Here is a 25,755-nt window from a genome sequence, read left to right as displayed (position 1 = left end):
AAGGCCATCTCATGAAAGTGATTTTTTTGGAAGACGTGCGCGGTAAAGGCAAGCGGGGGCAGGTCAAGGACGTGCCTGATGGTTACGCTCAGAACTTCTTGATCAAAAACGGCAAGGCCAAGCTGGCGACGCGCCAGGCTATGAGTGCCTTGGAAGGCCAGCAGCGGCTGGAAGCCAAGAAGGAAGCGGAACAAAAAGCCGATGCCGAAGCGATCAAGACCAAGTTGGAAGACGACAAAACTGTGGTTGAAATCCAATCCAAGGCCGGCGAAGACTCCCGCTTGTTTGGCTCCATTCCCAGCAAGCAAATTGCCCAAGCGCTTGACAAGCAATATCAGATCAAAGTCGACAAGCGCAAAATGGATTTGCCAGAGCCCATCAAGGCGCTGGGCTATCGCAATGTGACGGTGCACCTGTACCCAGGGGTGGATGCCAAAATCCGCGTGCATGTGACGGCGCAAAAATAATTTTTCCAAGCGGTGAGACCAAACGCCAAGGCGGGTGGGTCGGCCGCTTTTTTGATGGCGCGGGCTAGTTGCGAATGCTAAGCTGCTCGACTAAACTATATAAGATAGCGACAAAACGAGTCGGCAGTGACAGTTAGCCAAAGGAGTCTGGTCATGGATAATCAAATTCGGCGCCTCCCGCCGCAGGACTTAGAGGCGGAACAAGCAGTTTTAGGTGGCGTTTTCTTGGCGCCGCGGACCCTGGCGGATGCGCAGGAGTTTTTAGTTGAAGACGATTTTTATAAGCGCGCCCACCAGCTGGTTTTCCATGCGATGAGCGACTTATCCCTGCAGGACCAGGCCATCGACGTCTTGACTGTGCGGGCTTATTTAGAGGACCACAAACAGCTCGATGACATTGGCGGCGTGCCTTACCTCGCCGACTTAGCCGATGCCGTGCCAACCGCCGCTAATGTGGTTTACTATGCCAAAATTGTGGCCGAAAAAGCGCAGCTGCGGCGGTTAATCAGTACCTCGGAACAAATTATTCAGCAAAGCTACGACGACCAGGCCAACGTCCCAGATTTGATGGAAAATGCCGAATCCATGATTATGGCGGTCAGCGATGGCAATAACCATTCCGGATTCAAGCCCATCAAAGATGTGCTGAATGACGCCATGGCGGAAGTCGACAAGCTGGCCCAAGGTGATCAAACCATCACCGGTCTGCCCACTGGCTTCAAGGCCCTAGATGAGCTGACCACTGGTTTGCACGACGATGAGCTGATTATTTTGGCGGCCCGCCCAGCCGTCGGGAAAACCGCGTTTGTGCTGAATGTGGCGCAAAATGTCGGCACCAAAACCGATAAAACCGTCGCGATGTTTTCGCTGGAAATGAGTGCCGAATCCTTGGTCAACCGTATGCTCTGTGCAGAAGGTAACATCGATTCTCAGCACCTGCGCACCGGCCAGCTGAATGGCGACGAGTGGCAGAACTTGGTGGTGGCGATGGGTAGCTTAAGCCAGGCCAGCATCTATATCGATGACACTCCCGGCATTCGCGTGGCCCAGATTCGTGCGCAATGTCTGAAGTTGCAAAAAGAGTGTGAACAAAACGGGCGGCCACTGGGGCTAGTGGTGATTGATTACCTGCAGCTGATTGAAGGCTCCGGTCAGGAAAACCGCCAGCAAGAAGTCTCGGCGATTTCCCGGCAGCTAAAGAAGCTCGCCAAGGAACTGCATTGCCCAGTCATCGCGCTGTCACAGCTCTCGCGTGGCGTCGAACAACGCCAGGACAAGCGGCCGGTGCTTTCTGATATCCGTGAATCCGGCTCAATCGAACAGGATGCTGATATCGTTGCCTTCCTGTACCGGGAAGACTACTACCGCGACGGTGAAGACGGCGACGAAGATGGTGGCCAAGGTCAGGGTCAAGGGCAAAACCAAGACGAACCTGACGTGGGTCCAGTTGAAGTCATCGTCGAGAAAAACCGTTCTGGCGCGCGCGGCACCGTGAACCTGCTGTTTGTGAAGTCGTACAATAAGTTCAGTTCAATTTCACCGGTCCCAGCATAAAGGCTGTGGAGTGAGGCCGTCCTTAGCCCGACAGGTAGCCTAGCTTGAAGCATTACCGCCGTTTTTTGGCGGTGAGGCTTCAAGCGTAGCTACATGCTCGGGCGTTGGCCTCACGCAGCGCAACTAGGAAGGCTGTGGAGCGAGGCCTTAAGCGTAGCTAGCCACCCATCCGTTGGCCTCGCGCAGCGCAACTAGAAATAACCGACCAAAACCAACCTAAAGCGACAAAATTTCCCCCACATTTCCCGAAAGGAGGCAGGCCCATGGATGCCATTTTGATGAGTTTGATGACGGCGCTCAACGAAAAGCTCTTGATCAATGTCTATCAACGCGATACAGATGATTTTTATACCGGCTATGTGCAGCTGGTGGGCAAGCAAAGCGTCTTATTGGCCACGTATAACGATGCGGGGCTGGCAGATGGTGCGGTGCTGATTGCCTTTCCGGCGATTGAGCAAGTCGAATTCGCCGGCGATGACTTGGTTGATATGTCGTTTCGCATGCGCGTGGCAGCGGAGCATCATTTCATCGGCCTCGCGCCGCAAAAGCCACTCGCTTTTGACCCGCGGCAAAACCTGCTGCACCAGCTGGCCTTGCATGCGCAAACCAGTGGCGAAGTCATCTTGGTGATTTTGGCCGATGATGATAGTTATCTGGAAGGTCAGGTCACCGCGGTGGCTGACGACCGCCTGACGCTGTCGGTGTTCAACAAGTTCAACTACACCGATGTCCGCTATTTGCAGGTCGATTTTTCCGATGTGCTGGTGGTGGAGTGCGAAGGCCTAGAGCTTCATTTGGAAACCGAACTGCTTAAGCAGCGCAACCAGCTCAAGCATGTGCGCACCGAAATCACCCAAAATGATGGCCAGTTGGAGGCCTTGTTCAACGAGGCCCAGCAATCCGGCCAACTGCTGGCGGCGATGCCGCGCAATGCTGGTGACCAGTTCTACGTGGGGGCGGTGAAGGCCGTTAACACCGATACCGTGGTGCTACGCTTGAAAGACATGGCCGGACAATTTGGCGGCTATGTGGCGCTGCGGCTGACGAGCATTCAAAGCGTGATTACGGCCTCGGATTACCTGCAAACGGTCAAAGCGTATAGCGACTGGATGACGGCGCATCATCTCGAGAAGCAGCCGGTGCTGAATGCTGACCGCGAATTCGACCGCTCCGAGGATTTGTTCCGCAGCTTGATCAACGAAGCAGCGGCCTTTGAACGAGTGGTGCGCGTCCGGGTGCAAAATGAAAATGCGCACTTGATGGGTATCCCGGAAAACCCGGATCAAACCGGGTTTGAGATCAGCGTCCCCAGTGAGGACGAACCCGTGGCCGTGACCTTCGATGAGGTGCAAGAAATTGCCTTTGGCCACATTTACGCCTACTTGCAAGAAGCGCGTGCTCATCAAACACGTTAAGAGCATTATTCGTTTATCAAGGAAGATCAAAAAAGTCGAACAGAAAATGTTCGGCTTTTTTCTTTTTATTAGAGCGTCAAAATATTAATATTCGGGTTTTACCTTGCCTCAGGCGCTCATAGTTGGTAGAATACTTGGTGGCATTAAAGGATTTTGATTTTGATGCGATAGACAACTAAGGAGCGATCATTCATGGGAACAGTCGTTGTAGTCGGAACGCAGTGGGGCGACGAAGGGAAAGGTAAAATTACCGATTTCCTCAGTCAAGGGGCCAAAATCATCAGCCGGTATCAAGGCGGTGACAACGCCGGCCATACCATTCACAGTGATGGGCAGGTGTACAAGCTGCGCCTGATACCTTCAGGGATTTTGCATGCCCACCAGTTGTCTGTGATTGGCAACGGGGTGGTCGTGAACCCGAAGAGTCTGGTTGAAGAATTGGCTCATATCCAAGCTCAAGGCGTCGCTGGCGATAATCTGCGGGTCTCTGATCGGGCCCAGGTGATTTTGCCTTATCACATCGCGCTAGATAAGCTGCAGGAAGCCGCTAAAGGCGCCGGTAAAATCGGCACCACGAACCGCGGCATCGGCCCAGCTTACATGGATAAGGCCGCGCGGGTCGGCATTCGCATTGCGGATTTACTCGATAAAGAAACCTTTGAAACCAAGCTCAAGGCCAACCTCGCTGAGAAAAATCAGCTGTTCACTAAGATTTATGACGCTGAACCGATGGCCTTCGATGACATCTTCGAAGAATATTACGGTTACGGCCAGCAGCTGAAGCAGTATGTTTGCGACACCTCGGTGGTCTTGAACGATGCCATCGATGCTGGCGACAACGTGCTGTTTGAAGGCGCACAAGGTACGATGCTGGACATCGACCAAGGCACGTATCCTTTCGTCACTAGCTCTAATCCGGCCGGCGGCGTTTCCACCGGTTCCGGGGTGGGCGCCAGCAAAATCGACCGCGTGGTAGGGGTTGCGAAAGCCTACACCTCTCGCGTTGGCGATGGCCCATTCCCGACTGAATTGTTCGATGCCGATGGTAATTTCATTCGCGAAGCCGGCCATGAATATGGCACCGTGACCGGTCGGCCGCGGCGCATCGGCTGGTTCGACGCGGTGGTGGTCAACCATGCCCGCCGCGTGGCTGGGGTGACCGATTTGGCGTTGAACTCGATCGACGTGCTGACTGGCCTGAAGACCGTCAAAATCTGCACGGCTTATGACCTCAATGGTGAAACCATCACCCGTTACCCAGCTTCACTTAAAGAGCTGGCTGCCTGCAAGCCGATTTACGAAGAGTTGCCAGGCTGGGATGAAGACATCACCGGCGCCAAAACCTTGGCCGACCTGCCAGCAAACGCCCGTAATTACGTGGCGCGCATTGCCGAGCTGATCAACGTGGATCTGCTGACCTTCTCAGTGGGGCCTGATCGTGAGCAAACCAATGTGCTCGCTGATGTGTGGCAGAAATTCTAATCAAAGCTAACTAAAACGGCGGTCATCACTTCCAGCTTAGAAAGTGATGGCCGCCTTGTTGATTCTGGGGTTACCAGAGGTAGTCAACGGGGTTCTTGATATATTCGTTATACACATCCTGCACAATGGTCATTTGCTCATGGGTTAAAGCAGGCAGATCAGAGGCGCGGGTGTTACGTTCAATCTGCGTCGGGTTGCTGGCGCCAGGAATAACAGCGGATACGGCGTCGTGCATCAAGATGTAACGTAGCGCCATGCCGGCCAGATCTTCGGTGCCTAAGCGCCGCTTGAGTTCGGCCGCAGCCTTGACGCCAGTGAGGTAGTCCACGCCGGAGAAGGTTTCACCTTTGTCGAACAGTTCGCCATTGCGGTTATTGCTCCGCTGGTCGGTGGGGGCAAACTTGGTATCAGCGGTGTACTTGCCTGACAGCAAGCCTGAAGCCAGAGGCACCCGAGCGAGGATGCCGACGTTGGCCGCTTTGGCAGCGGCGAAGAAATGGGCCGCCGGGCGAAGCCGGAACATGTTGAAAATGATTTCGACGGTGCTGATGTCATATTGCAGCGCCTTGAGCCCTTCTTCGACGCGTTCCACCGACACGCCATAGTTGCGGATTTTACCGGCCTTTTTCAGCTGATCGAGGTGCCAGAACATTTCCGGTTGGTAGTAAAGCGACATCGGTGGGCAGTGAAGCAACACCATATCCAGCGCGTCCAGTTTCATGTTCTGCAGAGATTCATCAACGTAGCGGTCTAAGTGTGCAGCATCGAAGTGGTCAACCGTCAGTGGCGATTCCTTGCGGCCCATTTTGGTGGTGAAGTGCACATCAGGGTGCTGGCGGACAAAATTGCCGACGGTGCGTTCCGAGTTGCCATCTTGATAGCCATCGGCGGTATCAAAGAAGTTGACCCCTTGCGCGTAAGCTTCAGCCAAGGTGTCATCGGCATCCTTTTGGTTGAATGGGGCGCCCCATTTGCCGCCCAGCTGCCAAGTCCCTAAGGACACTTCACTGATGTTAAAACCGGTCTTACCTAATGTACGGTATTTCATAAGAAAACCTCCATTTCAATTTCCAGTGTAACAAAGCTTGAGGAGAAATAAAGTCGGGTTGAGGCAAAAAACCACGCCCGGTCAAGCCTAAGGACAGGCTTGGCCGGGCGTGCGGCTTATCTTCTGGACTAGACGCGCTTTTCGGTTCAGCCCAAATTATAAGATGCTCTTTTGCCCCAGCGCCAGCAACATCCAGCTAACATGCGGGAGCCATTGTTCCGCCCAGCGCCAGTTATCATCGACGCCGTCTTCCGGCCCGCGGACAAAAGCGATGTCTTGTTCGTCCTCGATGCCGCTGGTGATGCCGTTGACAATGCCACCAGGGGCGTTCAAAAAGTCCACTCGGTCGCCGAAGTGGTATTGAATATGGTTGCGGCCAAAGCCTTCAATCATCGCGCTATCGAAGGGATTGCGGCCTTCAATCCAATCCAGCTGCGCTTGGCCAAAGGCGATGAATTGCGCTTTTTGCTCGCCTGCAGTGGTGGCGGCTAGCTTGAACGCCGCTGTGGCGAGGCTGGCCAGCCGCGCATTTTCCCCTTGCCACCAAGGCGCAGCGGCAGTGTGGTGCGGGAAGAAGAACTGGGTGCGCAAAGCATCTTGCGGGTTGTCCTTGGCCCAAATCCGCGCGTAATCAAAGGGGTTATTCACGCTGTCTGACATGGCAATCAGGCTTCCAAGCAGCGTCTTCGCGGCGGTTTGAGCGGCTTGCGCTTGTTGCGGCTCATTTTCGATTTCCACATAGAGCGCTAAGGCAAACAGTGGCAGGCCTTCGTCGGCGGGATGGGTGAACGGCATGTCTTGATCTACCTGCAGCCAAGGATAGCCGGCCTGGGTGGCCACGGCATTTTCGATTTGAGTGGCCCAGTCGCGGGCTTCCAGCAGATAGCCGTATTCTTCGGTAGTTTTGTACAGCTCGACCGTGGCGAGCAAAGCGCAGTAAGCATCGACTAGATTGGTTTTGCCGTCGTTGGTGAGCTCGTTGTTGTGGGCCTTCAGGTAACGGTAGGCTTGTTTGGCGGTTTGGATGTAGTCGCCACTGGTGTACTCGGCGCCGGGATAGTAATGGCGCCCGGCAATCGCCAAGGTGGCAATCGCGGTCCCGCCGCCAGAGCGGAAGGAGCTTTCGTAGTTCAAATCGGTGACGGTTTCTTGCGCGGCCGTGGCCGCTTCGCCGAATTGGTCAGAGCTGTGGTGCAATTCATACGCCATTTGCCGCGTGTCGGACATCACCGCATAGGCACTCGGCCGGTCGATGGACTTGATGAAGGCGCGGGTCGGCACGAAGCGATGCATCACGGAATCGGCACCGTAAGAAGCTTCGGCCAAAATGCGGCGCTTGACGATGGTGAAGGCTTCATCACCATGGGCGAGTTGTTCAGTGAGTTGATAAAAAGCGTAGGCGGAAAAGGCCATTTGCTGCGGATTGTAATAAGCGGTGTGAGACTGGTGGGAGAGATGGACGCCAACGTCACCGGTGGCATCAAACCAGCCGCCAGCCACATTCCAAGTACCTTCGCGTGCACCCATGAATTCGGCATGCTGATCATGCGCCGCCCATTCGCCGTCTGCACGTTGGCCTTTGAACCAATAAGTCATGGCGGAAATCAGGCGCAGATCCATGTAACCGTGGTCGATGGTGAAGCGAGCGGAGTGCCCGGTGCCTTGGTCGGCCTTCACGGTCAGCTGAAACTTACCTTCCGCTTCCGCCGCGGAAAAGTCGATGGTGCCATAAGTCCCAGTGTGCCAGTGCGCCACCGTGCCCACAGTGGTGACCGGGCCGGTCAAAACTGCGGTCCCATCAGCGGCTGCCAGGGTGAAGGTGGCGTTCGTGAGCGGCTGCGTGCTTTGCACAATCGCCACTTTAGGGCCGTGACTACGATAACTAATTTGATTGATTAAAATCTGCATCAAAAAACCTCCTAAACATATTGTTGCAGCACGGTTTTGCTGCCCACTTTGTCAGAAAAGTCCGTGAAGATTTGGTGCGCCAAGTCGATGCCACGGGCCTTGGTGCTGAGCCAGGCGAGGACTTGGAAGGGAATGCCGCCGACAAAAGGAATCTTCATTTCATCCGCCACCGCCGGCAGTGTTAAGGTGTTCGCGGCTGGTTGCGCGTTGGCCAGATAGCTGATGCCGAAGACATGCTTGGTGTAGGTGCTTTCGTAAGCGCGCAGGGCCTGGGCCTTGCTGAGGGTTTCGGCATCCGCCGGCGTTTCGACAAAAATCAGGCGGTGCTCCCCGTTGATTTCCAGATACGGCCCGTGCATGAAGGCTTCCAGTTCCTGACCATCACTGGGGATGCGCACCGTTTCAGAGAACTTGGTTTCCATTTCCTTAATGCTACCCACGCTCGGTCCATAGGCGATGCCAGTAAACTGATAAGCCGCTTTGAAGTCGGCTTCGTGCTGCTGGAAAAAGGCGCTGGTGGCTGCCACAATCGTGTCAATCGTGTTGGCCATGGTCGTGAGCTCAGCCAGTTCGGCTTGCTCCTGGGTAGCCGTGACCACGCCCCGCTTGACGCCGGCTCGCAGCCCCAGCAGCATCAAGTTCAACACCGTGGCGGTGAAGCCAAGGGTGACATAGCCGACGCGCTCATGGCCGATGCCAATATCCAGCGTGTTGGCCGTGGCTTGACCGAGTTCTTTGGTTGGGGCGCTGGTGACGCCGATGGTCAATACCGGCCGGTCCTTGAAGCGGTTGATGGCCTCAATGGTCGAGGTGCTTTGACCACTTTGCGAAATGCCCAGCACGACTTTGAGGTGGGGGTCGATTTGCTCATAGTGGGTGTAGTTGTAAGGCTGCTCAAGCACAATGCGCAAGCCGGCGATTTTTTCCATGTAATGCTTGGCGCTTAATGCCGCGTTGTAACTAGAGCCGATGCCCAGCATCAGCCAGCTGTCAGCGCCCGCGGGCAAATTTTGCAAGGCAAGATCAGCGGCCTTGGGATAAGCCGCGAGGATCTTGAGCATGGTTGCTTGTTCTTGGTGAATGTAAGTCAGCATGGTTGGATTAGCCATGATTGATGCTTCCTTTCTCGGCGGGCAGATGTGCCAGCAAAAAATGCGCAATCCCGTCTTGTTCATTGGTGCCAGTGACATACTGGGCCCGCACCTGCACCGCAGGGGTGGCGTTGCCCATCGCCACCGCGTAATCGGCGACCCCAAACATATCGACATCGTTATCACCATCACCGAAGACAAAGGTGTGGTGGCGGTCAATCCCAGTGGCAGTCTGAATCGCTTTGATCGCGCTGGCTTTGCCGGAATGCTGCGGAATCAGTTCGATATTATTGGGCTGCGAGGACGACACGACAAACGCCGCCGGCATGGCTGCGAGCTGCTGATTGATAGCGTTGAGCTCAGCTACTTGATCTTCAGCGATGATAATGCCGTTGATGATTTCGGCGCTGTGGTCAAGCAAGGCTGGCAAGCTCGGGACTTTGATGTAGTCGTGGGGGTTCGGACTGGCGATGCGATTATGGTCGCTGTGCTGGAAATAACTGGGCAAAGCACCGGTGTAGAACACCTGGTGATCCGTGAAGAAAAAGGCGTTCAAGGGATGCTGCTGCAGCACGGTGATGATTTGCTTCAGGGCGGCGGTACCTAGCGTCTTGACCTGCCGGGTGCCGGCGTCAAAAATACTGCCGTTGGACGCGACAATGCCGGCGCCGATTTCGTCAGCAATGATTTTGGCGGAGGCGTACATGCGGCCGGTGGCGACGTAAAACCGGGCTTGCTCACTAAATTGTCGGATGGTCTGCTTGGTGAAAGCAGAAATGTGCTGCTGCTCATCGACCAGCGTGCCATCGATATCCATGAAAACGAGTTGCTTGGGAGTCATTGTTTACCTTCTTTGGGCAGCTTGGCGCCACAGGACTCGCGAATGATAAGTTCAGGCAGGTGCGTGGTTTCGGTTTGTTCAAGCTGCTTGTGATCGATTAATTGAAACAGATAATGGAGCGCGATGCGGCCGAGCACCTCGTTGTGCTGGTCCACCGTGGTGATGCGCGGAATGAGAAAGTCACCATAAGGAAAATTATCACAGCTCCCCACGGCGATATCTTGCGGTGCCTGCAAACCGTGATCAGCGAGACACCGAAAAATGCCTTCCGCCACGCGGTCGTTGATGGCCACCAAGGCTTCCGGCAGTTGCTTGTGGGTCGCTAGAATTTGCGCCATGGCATCGTAGCCTGATTGCGGATAGTAGTTGTTCAGCACAATCAAACTCTCATCGATTTCAGAGTAGGTTTGCATGGTGGCTTTAAAAGCCGCCAGGCGCTGTGAGGTGATGCGCACGCCGGGTTCGCCGCCGACAAAGCCGATTTGGCGGTGGCCTAACGCCAGCAGGTGTTGGGTGATCAAGGTCACACTGCGCTTTTGGTCGCGTTCGACAAATAAAGCATCACAGCCGGCGACTTTTTGGCCAATGACCACCACCGGCGCTTTGCTGTTCAACGTGTTCAAGGCACTGATGTACCGGTCGGCAACGACTTCCTTGTCGATTTCGCCCCCGAGAATCAGGACGCCATCGACTTTGGCTTCCGTGATACGCTTGAAGGCCTCGATTTCGACTTGGACGTCGCTGGCATCTTGACCGGTGCCGGCAGTCATGGTGTTGATCAACAGCAGCGTGTAGCCAGCCGGACGGGCGTTTTGTTCGATTTGGGAAATCAAATCCGTAAAGTAAGGGTTATTGATATCGGAAACCACCACGGCCAAGGTGTTGGTTTTGTGCGACACCATGCCGCGCGCCAGCATACTGGGCTGAAAATGATTCTGATTGATGACAGCCTGAATCTTGGCGCGCTTAGCCGGCGACACCGAGGGGTTGTTGTTCAGCACCCGCGAGACCGTCGAAACGGAAGTGCCGGCTTGCTTGGCGATTTCTTTAATGGTGATATTTTTCTTCATTGCGTTCACCTCTTTGCATGTCTGAATTCAGTGTAAAGCAGGGCGAGAGCGCTGACAAGTATTTTTGGTAACCTTACCAAATTTATATTGACAGCGTTTCTGGCCGTGATACAATGCAGTTGTCAAATGATAGCGCTTCAGTCCATTGTTTGATGAATTGGTAACGTTACTAAGTTGGGAAGTTAGCTTATGCAGAAACAAACAATTTTGGCCGTCGATCTTGGCGGTACCAAGGTGCTCCTCGGTGAGGTTGATCACACTGGCCATGTTCTAACGCGCGAGAAGGTGGCATCAGATGTCAGCAGCCAAGCCGCAGCGACGCAATTACTTTTGAAACAAATCGAACACTACTTCAAGCACCATGACACCAGCCACATTCAGGCCATTGCCTTGGATGTGGTAGGCCGGGTGAATAGCGCCACTGGGGTGTGGGAAGAAATCGATCCCGCCGATCCGCATCCGATCGCCTTGAGTCAACAAGTCCAAGACCGGTTCCACCTGCCATGCTTCATTGGTAATGATGTCATGGTCGGGACCATCGCTGAAAATTTGCTCGGAATTGGTACCGTTACCAAAAACTTTATCTATTTGGCGATTGGCACTGGGATCGCCGGGCGGATTGTCTTGAATGGCCAGTTGGTCAACGGGCCAGACTATGACGCCGGTGAGTTCGGCCACATGGTGGTGGATCAAACCAGCACCGTGCAATGCGTGTGCGGTCGGTATGGCTGCGTGGAGCCCCTGGTTTCGGGCTTAGGCATGTCTGACCGCACCCATGAACTTTATCCCCAGTATATGGGGAAAACTCAGCTGCAAATCACGCCAGGCCAACGCATCGGCACCGAGACGCTGTTTGCCGCCTATGACGCTGGCGATCCGCTGGCCAAGCGGGTGGTGGACCAGGCGCTGCTAGGGCTGGCCAATCTCATCATGAATTTGACCCGGGCTTTGAACCCCGAGGCGATTCGCTTGGGTGGCGGCGTGACTACCGGCGGCTGGCTGGTGGCTCACTTGCAGCCGCTGCTGAAGCCGCTGACAATGCGATTTGTCCGCGAAGGCGTTAAAAACACCGCCTTGGAGCCGAATTCCGTCGCCTTGCAAGGCTGCGGTCTGTATGGCTTTGAACGTTTGGAGGGGAGTGAGCAGCATGGATGATAAACAGCTAGAACAAGCCGTCACCACCTACCGCCCTTTGACCATCGATCCGATGCAAATTGCTGATATTCAGCCGGCAGTCGGGGACATTACCGCGCGGCGGGTGCTTGAAGCCGGCCAGCATGCCTGGACGCATGAAAAGCGCGGTGCGATGCCTGAAGCCAGCCAAACTGGTTTTACCTTGACCGCCCCCACGCGTTATGCGACCTGGGCGCCAGGGGATCCGGCGGATGGTGATTATGTCGGCTATGGGGAAACCCAAGCAACCTTGCAGCTCGACCGTGAGGATTGGCAGGCCTACAACCAAATCGCCTTTACCATCACTACGGCCTGCACCAACATCATTAATCCTAATCTGATTGTTCACTTCAAAAATGACGGGACCATCAAAATTCCTGATCAGTATGATCGCGAAGGTCACCACGTCATCAACCTGAGCAATCAGGCCACCCATACTTACTTGCTTGATATCGCCGACTTGCCGCGTGATGCCATGACTGCCATCAGCTTTAGCTATGACATCAACGGCTCTTATGCCGATTTGCCTGGTGAGTACAAGGTGACGGTTGAACACATCGAGCTGCAGCAAACCGCTAACCAGGCCGTGACGCATGGCTGGCAGCCGCAAACCATCAGCTATTCGCATGATGGCTACGCGGCTGACGCCAGCAAAATCGCGGTGCTGCCAGGCCAGCAAACCTTGGCTCAATTTGAAGTCGTTGATGCTGAAGGCACGGTGGTCTTTGCCGGCAAGCCGCAAGTGACCACCACGACCACTGGCACCTACACGTTGCTCGACTTTTCCGCCTTAAAAGCGGCAGGTCAGTACCGCTTACAGTGGGCTGATCAGCAAACGCCAGTCTTTCCGATTGGGTCTTTACAGCAGCGGTATGGCAGCACCATTCCGAAAGTTCTGAACTTCATTTTCGCCGAACGCTGCGGCTATCCGGTGCCGGGCATTCACAGCCACTGCCATGATGATGTGATCGCCACCCATAATGGCGAAGAAATCAGTTTCAACGGCGGCTGGCACGATGCCGGCGACTTGTCGCAGCAAACCGTGCACACCGCCGAAGCTGCCGAAGCACTGTTTGCGATGGCCAAGACGCTGCGCAACACTAACGCGGCCTTAGCCACCCGGCTGCAGGCCGAAGGCGAATGGGGCCTAGATTTTGTCCTCAAAACCGACTTCGGTGATGGCTATCATGCCACCAGCGCAGGGGTTTCCCGTTGGACCGATAACCGTCGCGGCACCATGGATGATGCCAAAGCGCGGGTGCACAGCAGCGCCTATGACAATTACCTATTAAGTGGCATTGTCGCCAGAATTGCCCGGCTTACCCCTGACCTGGCTGAGCGGCAGCGGTTAACGGCAGTGGCCCGCCGGAACTTCGGGTTTGCCGAAACCGAATTCGCCAAGCACCCTTATGCGACGGAACCAATTTTCTGGGAACACACCTTGAACACCTCACCAGCCACCTACAACGCTACCGTGGTGAAAGCGGCCGCTGCGCTGTACCAGCTGACGAAGCAGCAATCCTACCTGAACCGGGCCCGGGAAGCGATGACGTCCATGCTTGCGTGCCAAGAAAGCGTTGGGTTGACCTTGACCGATGGCCGCAAGCTTTCCGGCATGTTTTACCGCGACGAGCAGCATCGCGTGTTCCAGCACTTTAACCACCAGGCTCGCGAATCACTGTTTGGCGAGGCCTTCCAAGCCGCCTTGGCGCTGCCGATTACCCCAGCCGCTCAGACGGAATGGCAAAAGCGGGCCCGCGCTTATGGCGATTACCTGCTTTACCTGCAGCAATTCACCGCGCCTTATCCGATGATTGCCAGTGGCGTGTACTTTGACGATGAAGTCGCGGATAAAGCCAGCTTTGATAAGCAGCACCTGCTGATTGGCGATGAAGCTTACCGCGATTATCAAACGCAGCTGGCGGGCGGCATTCAAATCGCCCCGCACTTATTCGTTAAACGTTTCCCAGTGTGGTACTCGTTTCGCGGCAATAACGGTGTGATTTTAGCCACTGCCGAATCAGCCGCGTTGATGGGTCAGGTGTTGGCTGATCCAAAGCTCGCCGCGCTGGCTGACGGGCAACTGCGCTGGATTGTGGGAAATAATCCCTTTGATCAATCGTTGCTCTATGGCGAAGGTCATCATTACCAAAGTCAATACTCGAACTCGTCAGGCGAGATCATCGGCGAAATGCCGGTGGGTGTAGAAACCAAAGAGAACGAGGATGTCCCATACTGGCCGCAGTTCAACAATGCGACCTACAAAGAAGTCTGGATCGTGACGGCGACAAAATGGCTGGCGGTCCTGCGTGCACTCATTGAAATGGAGGATTGTCATGAATAATAAATTTGTTGAGTGGATTGCTCAGGCCTCAGGGAAGGTCGGCACAAACAAATTCATTCTCGCGATTCGTGATGCGTTTGCGGACACGATTCCGATTACCATCACCGCCGCGTTTTTCCTGTTGATCAATAATGTTTTACTGGAACCAACCACGGGCCTGTTGCGCAATATGCCAGGTCACGAAATTATTACCAATATCGGGATTCAAGCCTATAACGGGACCTTCGGGATTTTAGCCCTGATTATTACCTTCTTGATTGCCTGCCGCCTGGCTAAGTCCATGGGCAGCAAAGATGGTGTCACCGAAGGGGTCATCGCTTTAGCTAGCTATGTTTCACTGGTGCCCAACAGCGTGCCCGTCATCAGCAATGCCGGCAAAACGGTGCAAGCTTCCTCAGTTTTGACCCAAGATTATTCTTCTGCTAGTGGGATGATGGTATCTCTGCTCACCGGGATTTTTGCCACGTTGATCATGATGCGGCTACAAAAATCCGATAAGCTGAAAATTCACATGCCAGACTCCGTGCCACCAGCGGTCGGGAACTCTTTCTCTGCTTTGTTCCCAGGCATGATCACGGTGGGCTTCTTCGCCGCGATTGAAGGGATTTTGAACACCACCACTGGGCTGACGGTTTCCGCCATTATTATCAAGATTTTGCAGGCGCCACTAGTCACCGGGTTCCAGTCTTTACCAGGGATTTTGTTCTATGTGCTGCTTTCGACCTTTGTCTTCACCATCGGGATTCACGGCGCCGATGTGTTCGGCTCAATTGCCGGCCCAGTGCTGCTGGCTTCTTTGCAGCAGAACATTGATGCCATTCACGCCGGCCAAGCAGCGCCAAACATTGTGACTCAGCCATTCTTGGATGCCTATGTTTACATGGGTGGCGGCGGCACCATGATTGCTTTGGTCATCGCTTTGCTGATTTTCTCCAAGCGGCCTGATGAACGGGCCATCCTCAAAATCGGGGGTGTGCCAAACATCTTCAACATCAGTGAACCGATTATGTTTGGGCTCCCAGTGGTCTTCAATTTGACCTATGCGATTCCATTCTGCATTGCGCCACTGGTTTCAACCATCATTGCTTATGTCTGCACGGCGCTTCATTTGATCAATGCGACCTACATTCTCATTCCTTGGGTCACCCCACCAATTATTTCTGGCTATCTGGCCACTGGTGGTGATATCCGGGCGGCAATCATGCAGGTTGTGATCATTGCGGTGGATACTTTGATTTACATGCCATTTGTCTTTGCTTCAAATCATCAGTATGCGTTGAAGGCCCAAGAAGAGGTGCCGGCTGACGATACTGCTAAATAGAGCCAACAAAAAAAGCCGCGATTCTCATCGCGGCTTTTGTGGTCCGGTGCGTCAGCCTTCAGAACGCTCTCGCGCCGACCGAGTTCCCGGACCGTGGTTTGGCACCGGAAGTAGTATCTCAAGTTTTGCTTTAAGTGTCAAATAAAAGCAACGGGTTATACTGTCGGGCCGGGCCGCTTCCACAGGCGGGGGCTGGAACGGGGTGGCCAGCGCTTGGAGCCTCGCTGCGCGAGTCTTCAAGTCGCGGCTTGTTCTAAGCCAACAAGTGGCTAAGAACAATTTCACCCCTGAGCCCCACCTGCTCCAGCGGCCCAGCCCTGGGGTAGTCGTATCAGATGAAACTTGATTGATCTCCAGTTAAGGTCAGGCACAGTAGACGTCAGTACTCACTTTTGAGCGTGGTCGACCGAATCAAAAGCGCCATCACGATTGATTTCGTGATGGCGCTTTTGGGTCAGGCAGGGTTAGTTGTTCATGCCGTCTTCGTAGATCTTCAGTTTTCCGGTGACGATGCTTTCAACCAGGTCAGGATAAGCGACGCCTTCTGCTTCGGCTTCTTGCGGGAGCAAGGAGAGCGGGGTCATGCCTGGTAAGTTGTTGGCTTCGATGACCCAGACGCCAAAGTCGTTGGCGAAGAAGTCAACGCGGCCGTAGTTTTGCATGCCGAGGACGCGCATGGTTTGCACGGCGACGCGTTTCATTTCTTCATGAACGGCCGGGTCCAAGTCATCCGGTGGGGTGATGAAGTCGGTGTGGCCGGGCTGGAATTTGTGTTCAAAGTCGTACCAACCGTCGTGCACTTTGATCTCGATGGCCGGGAAGGCGTGGCCATTCACGACGCCCAAGGAGAATTCGCGGCCTTCGATGAATTCTTCGATGATGGCACTGTTGTCGAAGCGGAAGACGTCGGTGAGGCCGCTTTCCAGTTCGGCGTCATTGTGCACGATGTGAGTGCCGACGGAAGAGCCGCCAGAGGTTGGCTTCAAAACCACCGGATAGGCGAAAGGCAGTTTGTGGCCTTTGGCGCCTTGATCGCGGGTGATTTCCACGAAGGCCGCGGTTTTGATGCTGTGATAGAGCATGATTTCTTTGCTGTAGACCTTGTTCATCGTGATGCCAGAAGCGGTTGAGCCGCTGCCGGTGTACTTGATGTTGTTGAGGTCGAGCACCGCTTGGACTTTACCGTTTTCCCCATCGCCGCCATGCAGGCCGAGGAAGACAATATCTGCCGCTTTGCAAATGTCGAGGACGTTCGGGCCAAACAGCGTTGTGTCATCGCCGGGGCGCAACGCGTTGATGTCTGCATCCGTCAAAATCGCATCCGAAATGTTGAGGTCTTTGGATGTGTTGGCGTCTTCGAACACGGAAGCAGCCGGCTGACCATTCAGGTCGTAGCCGAGAAACAGGTCGATAAACGTCGCTTGGTGGCCTTTGTCACGTAGCGCGTTCGTGAGGCGGTAGCCGCTGGAGATCGACACGTTACGTTCGGTGCTCCGGCCACCGGCCAATACGACAATTTTCATAGGTTAAAAACCTCCCGATAGTTTTAGAACCTTAAGTGTAGCATATCGAACCTCAGGTGGGGCGAAAATGTTAGCGGTTTCAATAAAATTTAAAATGAAAGTTTCATGAGGGCACGCGGCAGGCGCTAGGCAAGGAGCGGCCGCGCCAAGTATACTGGAAGTATCAAATCTGGGAGGATTTTTCCGTGAAAATTATCGTGTACGGCGCGCGCGTTGACGAGATTGCGTACTTTGACCAGTGGGCGGCCAAAACCGGGCACCAGCTGAGTGTGCATGAAGAATTGCTCGATGCCCACAGTGTGGAATGGGCTAAGGGTTTTGACGGCATCAACTGTTTGCAAACGACCCCATATTCGCCGGCGGTATTTGAAAAAATGGCGGCTTATGGCATCCATTACCTCACTATCCGCAACGTCGGCACGGATAACATCGATTTTCCAGCGGCGAAACGCGCTGGCGTGCGCATTGCCAATGTGCCGGCCTATTCACCGAGTGCCATCGCCGAATTTTCACTCACCCTAACGCTGAACTTGCTGCGGCGGCTCGGCGAGGTGGAGCGCACCTTAGCCACTGGGGATTTCAATGGCGCGGGCCAGTACATCGGTAAAGAGCTCGGTCAGCTAACCGTCGGCATTGTCGGCGCTGGGCGCATCGGCCAGGCGGCGATGAAATTATTCCATGGCTTCGGCGCCAAGGTGCTGGCGTTTGATCCGCACCCGCAATCGACCTTGCCTTGCGAGTATGTCGGCCTGGAGGAATTGCTGCACCGCGCGGATGTGGTGGACCTGCATGTACCTGGCATTGCCGAGAACGACCACATGCTGGATGCGGCGACGCTAGCGGCGATGAAGCCAGGCGCAGTGCTGATCAATACTGCCCGCGGCAACCTGATCGACACCACGGCGATGATTGCTGCACTGCAAAGCGGCCACTTAGGTGGGGCGGGGATCGATACCTATGAGAACGAAACCGCCGCGATTTTGACCGCGCAAAAAACGGGCCGCTTTACCGATCCGCAATGGGAGGAGCTCCGCCAAATGCCGAACGTTATCCTGACCCCACATATCGCGTACCACACCGAAACCGCTGTGCGTAATATGGTGGAATTTTCCTTGGAAAATCTCGTGAGTTTCGTTCGGACTGGCCAAGCCCCTGATGAGGTGGGCCCACACGAACGCAAAGCGTAATCGCACCGGCTGGCAGTCGCGACTGCTCGCCGGTTTCTTTTTGCCTAATTTAAACACGAACATTAAAACCGGTAAATTCAAAAATAGTCGACTTTTCTCTTGCCGGCTGGGCGCTTCTCCGCTATGATAAAGACATCATCGATTCCGGGAGGAAAACATGGAAAACTTTTTCAAATTACGTGAGAACCACACCAAAGTATCAACTGAGGTGATGGCGGGGTTAACCACCTTCTTCGCCATGTCGTATATTCTTTTCGTTAATCCGCAATTGTTGTCGCAAACCGGCATGCCTTATCAGGCGGTTTTCATTGCCACCATCGTCGCTAGTGCCGTGGGGACCTTGGTGATGGGCTTATTCGCCAACGTCCCCTACGCCTTGGCGCCGGGGATGGGGCTGAATGCTTTCTTCACCTACACTGTGGTCTTTGCGCTGGGTTATTCCTGGCAGCAGGCGCTGGCTTTGGTGTTCATTTGTGGGATCATCAATATTTTGATCACCGTCACCAAAATTCGGAAAATGATCATTATGGCCATTCCCGAAATGATGCAACATGCCATCGGCGGTGGGATTGGCGTCTTCGTCGCTTACATCGGCTTGAAAAACGCCGGCTTCTTGCAGTTTACTTCTGATTCCTCCAGTATTTTGAGCATCAACGGCGCGGCTTATAACGCGGCTACCACCAGTTTCAAAGGCGGCGTCACCAGCGTCGTTTCCGGCGGCGGCATTGTGCCAGCGCTGGTCAATTTCACCCAAAGCGGGGCGCTGCTGGCGTTGATTGGTTTGGTCATCATGGCCGCGTTGGTCATCAAAAAAGTCCCTGGCGCCGTGTTGATTGGGATTGTGTTGACCACGTTAATCGGCATTCCCATGGGCGTCACCGATTTGTCCTTCCATGCCTCCAATAGCCTGGGCAACTCGATTGCTCAGCTCGGCACCACGTTTGGCGCCGCCTTTGGGAGCAAAGGGATGGGGACCTTGTTCTCCAGTGGCAGTCAAATTTTGATGACCATCATGACGATTTTCGCCTTTAGCTTCTCAGATACCTTCGACACGCTGGGCACCTTCATCGGCACCGGGCGCCGTAGCGGGATTTTCTCGGACCAAGACATCAAGGAAATGGAAACCGGCCACGGCTTCTCCTCGAAAATGGATAAAGCGCTGTTCGCCGACTCCATTGCCACTTCCATCGGTTCCATCTTCGGGACCAGTAACACCACCACGTATGTTGAAAGTGCCGCTGGGATTGGCGCCGGTGGGCGGACGGGCTTGACCGCCGTGGTCACTGCCGCGTGCTTCATTGTTTCCGCCATTTTCGCCCCGCTCATCAGCGTCGTGCCAACGCAAGCTGTGGCGCCGGCCTTGATCTTGGTTGGGGTGATGATGATGTCCAGCTTCAAGGAAATCAATTGGAGCGACCTGGCCGAAGCAGTGCCGGCATTCATGGCTTCCGTGGTGATGGGGCTGGTTTACAACATCTCTTATGGGATTGCCGCCGGGTTCATCTTCTATTGCTTGGTTAAAATCATCGAAGGTAAAATTCGGGAAATTCATCCGATCTTAGCCATTGTCAGCATCGGCTTCATTTTGAACTTTATCGTGCTCGCCGTGCTGTGAGTTAAACCCGAATGTCTTAGCCTTGCCCGCTGGGGTAAGGCTATTTTTGTGCTGTGATTGTGGCTAAACCCGAACAATAAATATTGCAGGAATAATATTGACCGTTTTTAGGCTTGATTTTTGCCGGTGAGACCCGTAAGCTTATTTTCATTAAAACTTTTTTGATGAAGGAGCGCTCATGGAGAACCAATTTAAGCTGCGGGAGAATCACACCAACTGGCACACCGAGGTCATTGCGGGTCTGACGACTTTCTTCGCCATGTCCTACATTTTGTTCGTGGCGCCATCGAGCCTGGCCTTGACGGGGATGCCCAGCCAGGCGGTGTTCTTAGCCACCATCATTGCCAGCGCCACCGGGACCTTGATTATGGGGCTCTTCGCCAATGTCCCATACGCGTTGGCGCCAGGTTTGGGACTAAATGCGTTCTTTACATACACTGTGGTGGCGGCGCTGGGCTTTTCCTGGCAGGAAGCCTTAGCGCTGGTGTTCTTATGTGGCTGTATTAATATTTTGATCACTGTGACCCGGGTTCGGAAGCTCATCATCGGGGCGATTCCGACGGTGCTGCAACATGCCATTGGCGGCGGGATTGGGATCTTCGTGGCCTATATCGGCCTGAAAAACGCTGGGTTCTTGCAGTTCACTGCTGACGCGGGGAGCTTGTTGAGCGTGAACGGCGCGGCTTTTAACGCCGCTAAAACACATTTTGCTGGCGGCGTTCATAGCGTCGTAGCTGGTGGTGGTGTCGTGCCGGCGCTGGTGAACTTCACTCAGCCTGGCGCCATTGTGGCCTTGATTGGGCTGCTGCTGATGGCAGTGTTGGTGGTTAAAAAGGTGCCAGGGGCGGTGCTGATTGGCATTGTGGCCACCACGGTGATTGGCATTCCGTTTGGTGTCACGAACCTGCATCTGTCGGCGGCGAATTCGCTGGGGCATGCTATCAGCCAGCTCGGCACGACCTTTGGCGCCGCGTTTTCTGCGCAAGGGTTCGGGAGCTTGTTCAGTGATTCGCATCACATTTTGCTGTCGGTGATGACGATTTTTGCCTTCAGCTTCTCCGACATCTTTGATACGCTGGGCACCTTTATCGGCACCGGCCGCCGCACCGGGATTTTTACCGATGAAGATATGAAGAACATGAACCACGGCAAAGGCTTCTCCTCCAAAATGGATAAGGCGTTATTCGCCGATGCCATTGCCACCGGCGTGGGCTCGATTTTTGGCACCTCGAATGTGACGGTGTTCGTCGAAAGCGCGGCGGGGATTGGCGCTGGCGGGCGCACTGGACTGACGGCGGTGACCACCGCGGCGTGTTTTGCCCTGAGTTCATTGCTTTCGCCGCTGATTGCGGTGGTGCCAACGGAAGCGGTGGCGCCGGCATTGATCATGGTCGGGGTGATGATGATGGCCAGCTTCAAGGAAATCGATTGGAACGATTTAAGCGAAGCCGTGCCGGCGTTCATGGCATCGATCGTGATGGCGCTGGTGTACAACATCTCATACGGCATCGCGGCTGGCTTCATTTTCTACTGTTTGATCAAACTCATTACCGGCAAGGCGAAAACAGTCCATCCGGTGCTGTGGGTGGTCACTGCCGGCTTCATTTTGGATTTTGTGTTCATGGCGTTGATGTAAGGAAGGTCTGGCTGCGGCCAGGCCTTTTTGAATGCGCGGTTAAGTCGCAAAAAGGGGATACCAAGTCAGCCGAATGAAAAATGTAAAACGCTTTATTATTATGAGAGCATTATTAATAATCTGGGCGTATAATGAGAAAAAGTCTTATTGTTTGGAGAATAAGCGATGAAAAATGCGGTGGCATTTGAATGGAAACGCCCGCCGTGGCAGCTGGGGTTAGTGGGCTTGCTGCTGGGCTTTTTGGTGTTGATTGTGCCGGCGATTCACTGGCAGCCAGTGCCGGTGGACTACCAAAAATATAATTATTGGCCGGTGACGGTGACTTCGGAAAAGCGCATGGTGCAGCATTGGATTGAAGAAGGCGCGCAGACTTACTCACCAACTGCGACTAAAGCCGTGAAACCTTATAACTTAGCGGACACGCGGCGTCAAGGCCGGCACTATCAGGTGATGGTCAAGGCTTATCGGCGTGGTGACTACTTGACTGTTGACCGGCAGATTATCAAGGCGCTGAGTGAAGGTGTGACCGATGGACTCCGCTGGTATGACGGGGACATGGCGATGCTGGTGCTTGAAGGTCAGGCGAATCTTTCTTTACATTCGGCGGCAGCGTTGCGAGCGCCTTATGAATACCTGGTGGCGCACAAGGTGAACCGACTGCCGGTGCTGGGATTGCAAAGCGGCGCTGGGCAAGCCATCACGGCGCAGTTGGAAAAATCGACCTTTTTCTTGGTCCTGCTGGCGGTGTTAGTCCTGATGCTTGGCCTGACTTACACCAAGGAAGCCAGCAATGGCACGGCGCAGTTTGTGCGCACGATTCCAGAAAGTGATTTGAAACTGGCGTTGGCTAAATTCGTGCCGCTGCTGGCGTGGTTCAACCTTGCTGTGGTGGGGGCCGTCATTCTAGCGATGACCTTCTTTGCGTTGTGGCCTGACCAGAACTTTGGCTCGCTACTGGTGCCCTATATCTACAACTGGCATGGCGAAATTTTCGCCATGGCCTTGTGGCAGTTTTTGGGGTTGGAGTGGCTGGCACTGAATGTCTGGGCCTTTTTCCTCGCCGGGTTGGCTTATCTGTTGAGTATGGGCTTGCGGCAGCCGGTGGCGCTGTGTTTTGCCTTGGCAGTGGTCACGTTTGCCCGGCAACTAGGTTTGCTTAATCTGGTGCCACTGACCTGGCAAGATTTTGTGCCGGCGAAGTACACCTTGTTGCCGGATATGTTGACGCGGCAGGTGACGTTTGTTGATCAAAGGCCGTGGCAATGGCTGTTGTTGTTCTTGGGGTTTGGCGTGTTGGCCTGGGGGCTGGCCGCAGGGGCCATTTGGTTGCAGGATCATCGCCGCTCACGCACGCAAGGGGGCAGGGCGCATGCTTAAGGTGCAGCATTTGAATTTTGCTTTTGGGCACCAAGTGATTTTGAATGATTTAAGTTTCACGTTACTAGATGGCTCGATCACCGGGCTGGTGGCACCGAATGGGACAGGCAAAACCACGCTGCTCCGCTGCTTGTGTGGTCTGTTGCCGAGTGGTCCGCAGGTGATGACGCTGAACGGCATTGACCTGTACCAAAAGCGCAAGGCGTACTTGGGGCAGTTGTTCTTTCTGGAGAATTCCAACCAGCTCTACGCGGATTTAACCGTGATTGATCATCTGAAGTATGTGCGGAAAATGTGGCACTCCAGCGTCGACTTGCCAACCACCATCGAGAGTCTCGGCATGACCGGCTACTATAAGAAACGCATTCGCGATTTGTCGCTGGGGATGAAGCAACATGCTTTGCTGGCGATGTATTTGGTGGCGGATGCCCAGTTGATGCTGATTGATGAACCACTGAACGGCCTTGACCCCACTAGCATTCGTCAATTCGAACGGATTTTTGCCGAACAAAAAGCAGCCGGCAAAACGCTGTTAGTGTCATCGCATCAGATGGATAGCGTGGCGCGGGTGTCTGATGACGTGTTCTTTCTTAAGGACCAAACGATTTTGGCGGAGGCCAACACCGGGCAGGACATGATGGCGGAATACGGCCGCATTTTCTTGGGGGAGGAAGCGCATGCTTAGTCAATTCGCGCTCGATTTCAAACGCCTCGCCCGCACCAGCACCACCATTGTGGGCTACCTAGCCTTCATGCTGGTGCTGCTCATCAGTTTTTTCTATTACATTAATGACGGTGATATCGGGGCGGTGCAACAGTTCAACAATTTCTCGCAAACGATGACGCAACTGGATCACGAGATCACTCAGCTCCGCAAAGCCAAAACGCCGAGCCAAGCTGATGCGGCGCTGCTGGCGAATAAGACCAAACAAAAGGCGATGATTGATGACGTGCGGCTGGCGGCTTCGGCCGAGCAAGGTACTGCCGGGATGGCGGTGACGAATCCAGATCCGCTGAATCGCGCGGTGTTGAAGCTGGCGCGCTATCAACTCAAAGAAACCGAGGCCGGGCGTGGCGATCAGCTGGTGCTATTCAAAATTGAAGGCGAGTCCTTTGATGCCTCGGTGCTCGGTCGCAAGGAAACGGTACTGCTATATGAAACCCTGCTCAAACAGCATCGGCACCAGCAGTACTTCAACGCCCCCCGGCTCCCTGCGGCAAGTTACCTGACGGCGGAAATGCGCTCCGGACGGACGGTTCTACTGCTCCTGGCCGTGTTGGTCGTGCTGCTGGCGGAAGGTTTTGCGCTGGATCGGCGCCAGCATACCGAAGCGTTGCGGCAGAACCTGCCCCATGGCCAGTTTTCCTTGCTGCTTGCGCGAGTGGCGGCAGCCGGGCTGCTGGGTTTGCTGACGCTGGCGGCGGCAGTCGGTAGTGTTTTCCTGCTGATTGGCTGGCATGATGGCTGGGGTAGCTGGGCCTATCCGTTGGTTTACGCCCCTGCCAGCAATACGGCAGCGACGATTACCATCGGGCAGTATGGCCTGCAATGGAGCGGCTTGTTTCTGCTTGGCGCGGTCGTGCTCGCCGCCCTAACTGCCTTGGTGGATTTGGTCACCCGCAGCACCGGCGCGACCTTAGCCATCGGTGGGGCCATCATTCTGGCAACAAATGCCGCTTTCTTAACCGCCGGCTTGGTGCGCCCACTGGCTCGGTTTTTGCCGAGTGCGTACTTACAGCCCAGCCCGGTGCTGTTGCATCAAGCGAGCTGGTCGTTGTTTGACTTACGGGGCGGGATTGCAGTGTTGATTGGTTGGAGCATCGTTCTGTTAGGACTCTGTTGGCTTAAGTTGCAGGCCCCAGTCACAGTTAAAACTAAAGCGTGAACGCAAAAGGCCCGCGAAATTGTTCGCGGGCCTTTGCTGTGGCTTAAAAGTGGAACGTCGGGTCGGTTTCTACTTGCTGGCGCTGCAAGGTTAAGCGCAGCAGTGGCACCTTTTGCCCATCCGGTAAGGTCCGGCTGTGGTTGGCCGGGGTAGCGGTAAAACCGAACTTTTTCAGCAGATCGAGTGAAGCAGTCGCGGTTTCCGGGATAATCGCATAAAGTTCGCTGAGTCCAAGTTCAAAAAAGGCAAACCCGGCCACCCGGGGGATAATCTCGGTCATTACCGCTGGCGGGGTGCTTGGCAGTTGCTCAAAGCGCATTTGTCCCTTGGTCATGCCAGCGTCGAATTGCCACAGGCAGATACTACCCAAAAAGTCATGGGTTTTGCGATCACCGATGCCGTAAAGCAGGGCCTTGTTGCCCATCACCAGCCGCATTGCTTGGTTCACGTAGCGGGCCGTTTCCGGAATGCTGGTATCACGGGTGCGGCCAGAAATCCAAGCCTGTGTTTCATCGGCACGCAAAGCGGCCACGGTTTTGAGTTTGAAATTAGTCAGCCAGTCCAGTTCGTAATGAACGGACAGCAGGGGATGGTACTTTTCGAAATTTGGCATGGGAACCTCCAAAGGTAAGGCTGTGGAGCTGGGCGCACTTAGCCCGACAGGTAGCCTAAGTCTGGGCATTGAAACCTGGGCTTGGCTTCGAGGCCCAGACTGTAGCTAGCTGCTCGGGCGTTGCCCAGCGCAGCGCAACTAGAGTGGGAAGGTAAGTCTGTTGCAGCCTGTAGTTGCACTCAGGACGGCAACGCTCGAGCGATT

20 protein-coding genes are annotated in these 25,755 nt (G+C 54.6%); 13 read left to right on the top strand and 7 right to left on the bottom strand.

Annotated features, from left to right (window positions below; genetic code table 11):
* Positions 1 to 11 precede the first annotated feature (11 nt).
* The 4 genes from rplI to AAA927_RS08005 all read left to right on the top strand — a co-directional run bounded on the left by rplI (position 12) and on the right by AAA927_RS08005 (position 4,918).
* Positions 12 to 467 carry a 50S ribosomal protein L9 gene (gene rplI / locus AAA927_RS08020; RefSeq protein ID WP_125580218.1) on the top strand — a complete coding sequence of 152 codons (456 nt, stop codon included), beginning with the start codon at positions 12 to 14 and terminating at the stop codon, positions 465 to 467.
* Between the two features lie 153 nt (positions 468 to 620).
* Positions 621 to 2,021 carry a replicative DNA helicase gene (dnaB, locus tag AAA927_RS08015; RefSeq protein ID WP_125580216.1) on the top strand — a complete coding sequence of 467 codons (1,401 nt, stop codon included), beginning with the start codon at positions 621 to 623 and terminating at the stop codon, positions 2,019 to 2,021.
* Positions 2,022 to 2,284: 263 nt separating this feature from the next.
* Positions 2,285 to 3,436 (top strand): hypothetical protein, encoded by a 1,152-nt coding sequence (locus AAA927_RS08010; RefSeq protein ID WP_338217308.1) that lies wholly within the window; start codon positions 2,285 to 2,287, stop codon positions 3,434 to 3,436.
* Positions 3,437 to 3,628: 192 nt separating this feature from the next.
* Complete coding sequence (locus AAA927_RS08005) at positions 3,629 to 4,918, top strand: adenylosuccinate synthase (RefSeq protein WP_338217306.1); 1,290 nt, start codon at positions 3,629 to 3,631, stop codon at positions 4,916 to 4,918.
* 70 nt (positions 4,919 to 4,988) lie between these two features.
* Here the strand turns inward: AAA927_RS08005 and AAA927_RS08000 are convergent, their stop codons facing one another.
* The 5 genes from AAA927_RS08000 to AAA927_RS07980 form a co-directional block, all read right to left on the bottom strand.
* On the bottom strand, positions 4,989 to 5,966 hold the full coding sequence (locus tag AAA927_RS08000; protein WP_338217304.1) for an aldo/keto reductase: 978 nt from the start codon (positions 5,964 to 5,966) through the stop codon (positions 4,989 to 4,991).
* A 156-nt stretch (positions 5,967 to 6,122) separates the two neighbouring features.
* The gene (locus tag AAA927_RS07995) at positions 6,123 to 7,874 is read right to left on the bottom strand and encodes a cellulase N-terminal Ig-like domain-containing protein (RefSeq protein WP_338217302.1); all 1,752 of its coding nucleotides are present in this window, start codon (positions 7,872 to 7,874) and stop codon (positions 6,123 to 6,125) included.
* A gap of 11 nt (positions 7,875 to 7,885) precedes the next feature.
* The gene (locus tag AAA927_RS07990) at positions 7,886 to 8,983 is read right to left on the bottom strand and encodes an SIS domain-containing protein (RefSeq protein ID WP_338217301.1); all 1,098 of its coding nucleotides are present in this window, start codon (positions 8,981 to 8,983) and stop codon (positions 7,886 to 7,888) included.
* The gene (locus AAA927_RS07985) at positions 8,976 to 9,806 is read right to left on the bottom strand and encodes an HAD family hydrolase (protein WP_338217298.1); all 831 of its coding nucleotides are present in this window, start codon (positions 9,804 to 9,806) and stop codon (positions 8,976 to 8,978) included. The genes AAA927_RS07990 and AAA927_RS07985 overlap by 8 nt, the downstream gene beginning before the upstream one ends.
* On the bottom strand, positions 9,803 to 10,876 hold the full coding sequence (locus AAA927_RS07980) for a LacI family DNA-binding transcriptional regulator (RefSeq protein WP_338217296.1): 1,074 nt from the start codon (positions 10,874 to 10,876) through the stop codon (positions 9,803 to 9,805). The genes AAA927_RS07985 and AAA927_RS07980 overlap by 4 nt, the downstream gene beginning before the upstream one ends.
* 189 nt (positions 10,877 to 11,065) lie before the next feature.
* Here AAA927_RS07980 and AAA927_RS07975 point away from each other — a divergent pair, with 189 nt between their 5' ends.
* Genes AAA927_RS07975 through AAA927_RS07965 form a run of 3 tightly spaced genes read left to right on the top strand, consistent with a single transcriptional unit; the run spans position 11,066 to position 15,714 of the window.
* Positions 11,066 to 12,031: an ROK family protein gene (locus AAA927_RS07975; RefSeq protein WP_338217294.1), complete on the top strand. Its 966-nt coding sequence runs from the start codon at positions 11,066 to 11,068 to the stop codon at positions 12,029 to 12,031.
* On the top strand, positions 12,024 to 14,393 hold the full coding sequence (locus tag AAA927_RS07970; RefSeq protein WP_338217293.1) for a glycoside hydrolase family 9 protein: 2,370 nt from the start codon (positions 12,024 to 12,026) through the stop codon (positions 14,391 to 14,393). Before AAA927_RS07975 ends, AAA927_RS07970 begins: the two co-directional genes overlap by 8 nt.
* The gene (locus tag AAA927_RS07965; RefSeq protein WP_338217292.1) at positions 14,386 to 15,714 is read left to right on the top strand and encodes a PTS sugar transporter subunit IIC; all 1,329 of its coding nucleotides are present in this window, start codon (positions 14,386 to 14,388) and stop codon (positions 15,712 to 15,714) included. Before AAA927_RS07970 ends, AAA927_RS07965 begins: the two co-directional genes overlap by 8 nt.
* A 464-nt stretch (positions 15,715 to 16,178) precedes the next feature.
* On the opposite strand, the gene AAA927_RS07960 is transcribed toward AAA927_RS07965, so the two are convergent.
* Complete coding sequence (locus AAA927_RS07960) at positions 16,179 to 17,237, bottom strand: D-alanine--D-alanine ligase family protein (protein WP_125583136.1); 1,059 nt, start codon at positions 17,235 to 17,237, stop codon at positions 16,179 to 16,181.
* A gap of 185 nt (positions 17,238 to 17,422) precedes the next feature.
* On the opposite strand from AAA927_RS07960, the gene AAA927_RS07955 reads away from it, so the two are divergent.
* The 6 genes from AAA927_RS07955 to AAA927_RS07930 all read left to right on the top strand — a co-directional run bounded on the left by AAA927_RS07955 (position 17,423) and on the right by AAA927_RS07930 (position 24,938).
* A complete protein-coding gene (locus AAA927_RS07955) occupies positions 17,423 to 18,424 on the top strand; it encodes a D-2-hydroxyacid dehydrogenase (RefSeq protein ID WP_338217289.1) in 1,002 nt (333 codons plus the stop codon).
* Positions 18,425 to 18,581: 157 nt separating this feature from the next.
* A complete protein-coding gene (locus AAA927_RS07950) occupies positions 18,582 to 20,039 on the top strand; it encodes an NCS2 family permease (protein ID WP_338217287.1) in 1,458 nt (485 codons plus the stop codon).
* Positions 20,040 to 20,217: 178 nt separating this feature from the next.
* The gene (locus AAA927_RS07945) at positions 20,218 to 21,675 is read left to right on the top strand and encodes an NCS2 family permease (protein ID WP_338217285.1); all 1,458 of its coding nucleotides are present in this window, start codon (positions 20,218 to 20,220) and stop codon (positions 21,673 to 21,675) included.
* Positions 21,676 to 21,840: 165 nt separating this feature from the next.
* Positions 21,841 to 23,052 carry a hypothetical protein gene (locus tag AAA927_RS07940; RefSeq protein ID WP_338217283.1) on the top strand — a complete coding sequence of 404 codons (1,212 nt, stop codon included), beginning with the start codon at positions 21,841 to 21,843 and terminating at the stop codon, positions 23,050 to 23,052.
* Complete coding sequence (locus tag AAA927_RS07935; protein ID WP_338217281.1) at positions 23,045 to 23,737, top strand: ABC transporter ATP-binding protein; 693 nt, start codon at positions 23,045 to 23,047, stop codon at positions 23,735 to 23,737. Before AAA927_RS07940 ends, AAA927_RS07935 begins: the two co-directional genes overlap by 8 nt.
* Positions 23,730 to 24,938 (top strand): hypothetical protein, encoded by a 1,209-nt coding sequence (locus tag AAA927_RS07930; protein WP_338217279.1) that lies wholly within the window; start codon positions 23,730 to 23,732, stop codon positions 24,936 to 24,938. The genes AAA927_RS07935 and AAA927_RS07930 overlap by 8 nt, the downstream gene beginning before the upstream one ends.
* 43 nt (positions 24,939 to 24,981) lie before the next feature.
* Here the strand turns inward: AAA927_RS07930 and AAA927_RS07925 are convergent, their stop codons facing one another.
* Complete coding sequence (locus tag AAA927_RS07925) at positions 24,982 to 25,551, bottom strand: GNAT family N-acetyltransferase (RefSeq protein WP_338217277.1); 570 nt, start codon at positions 25,549 to 25,551, stop codon at positions 24,982 to 24,984.
* Positions 25,552 to 25,755 lie beyond the last annotated feature (204 nt).

This window comes from Lacticaseibacillus salsurivasis (assembly GCF_036246225.1).
GTDB classification, from domain to species: Bacteria; Bacillota; Bacilli; order Lactobacillales; family Lactobacillaceae; genus Lacticaseibacillus; species Lacticaseibacillus salsurivasis.
This window is presented reverse-complemented; position numbering and strand designations above follow the sequence as displayed.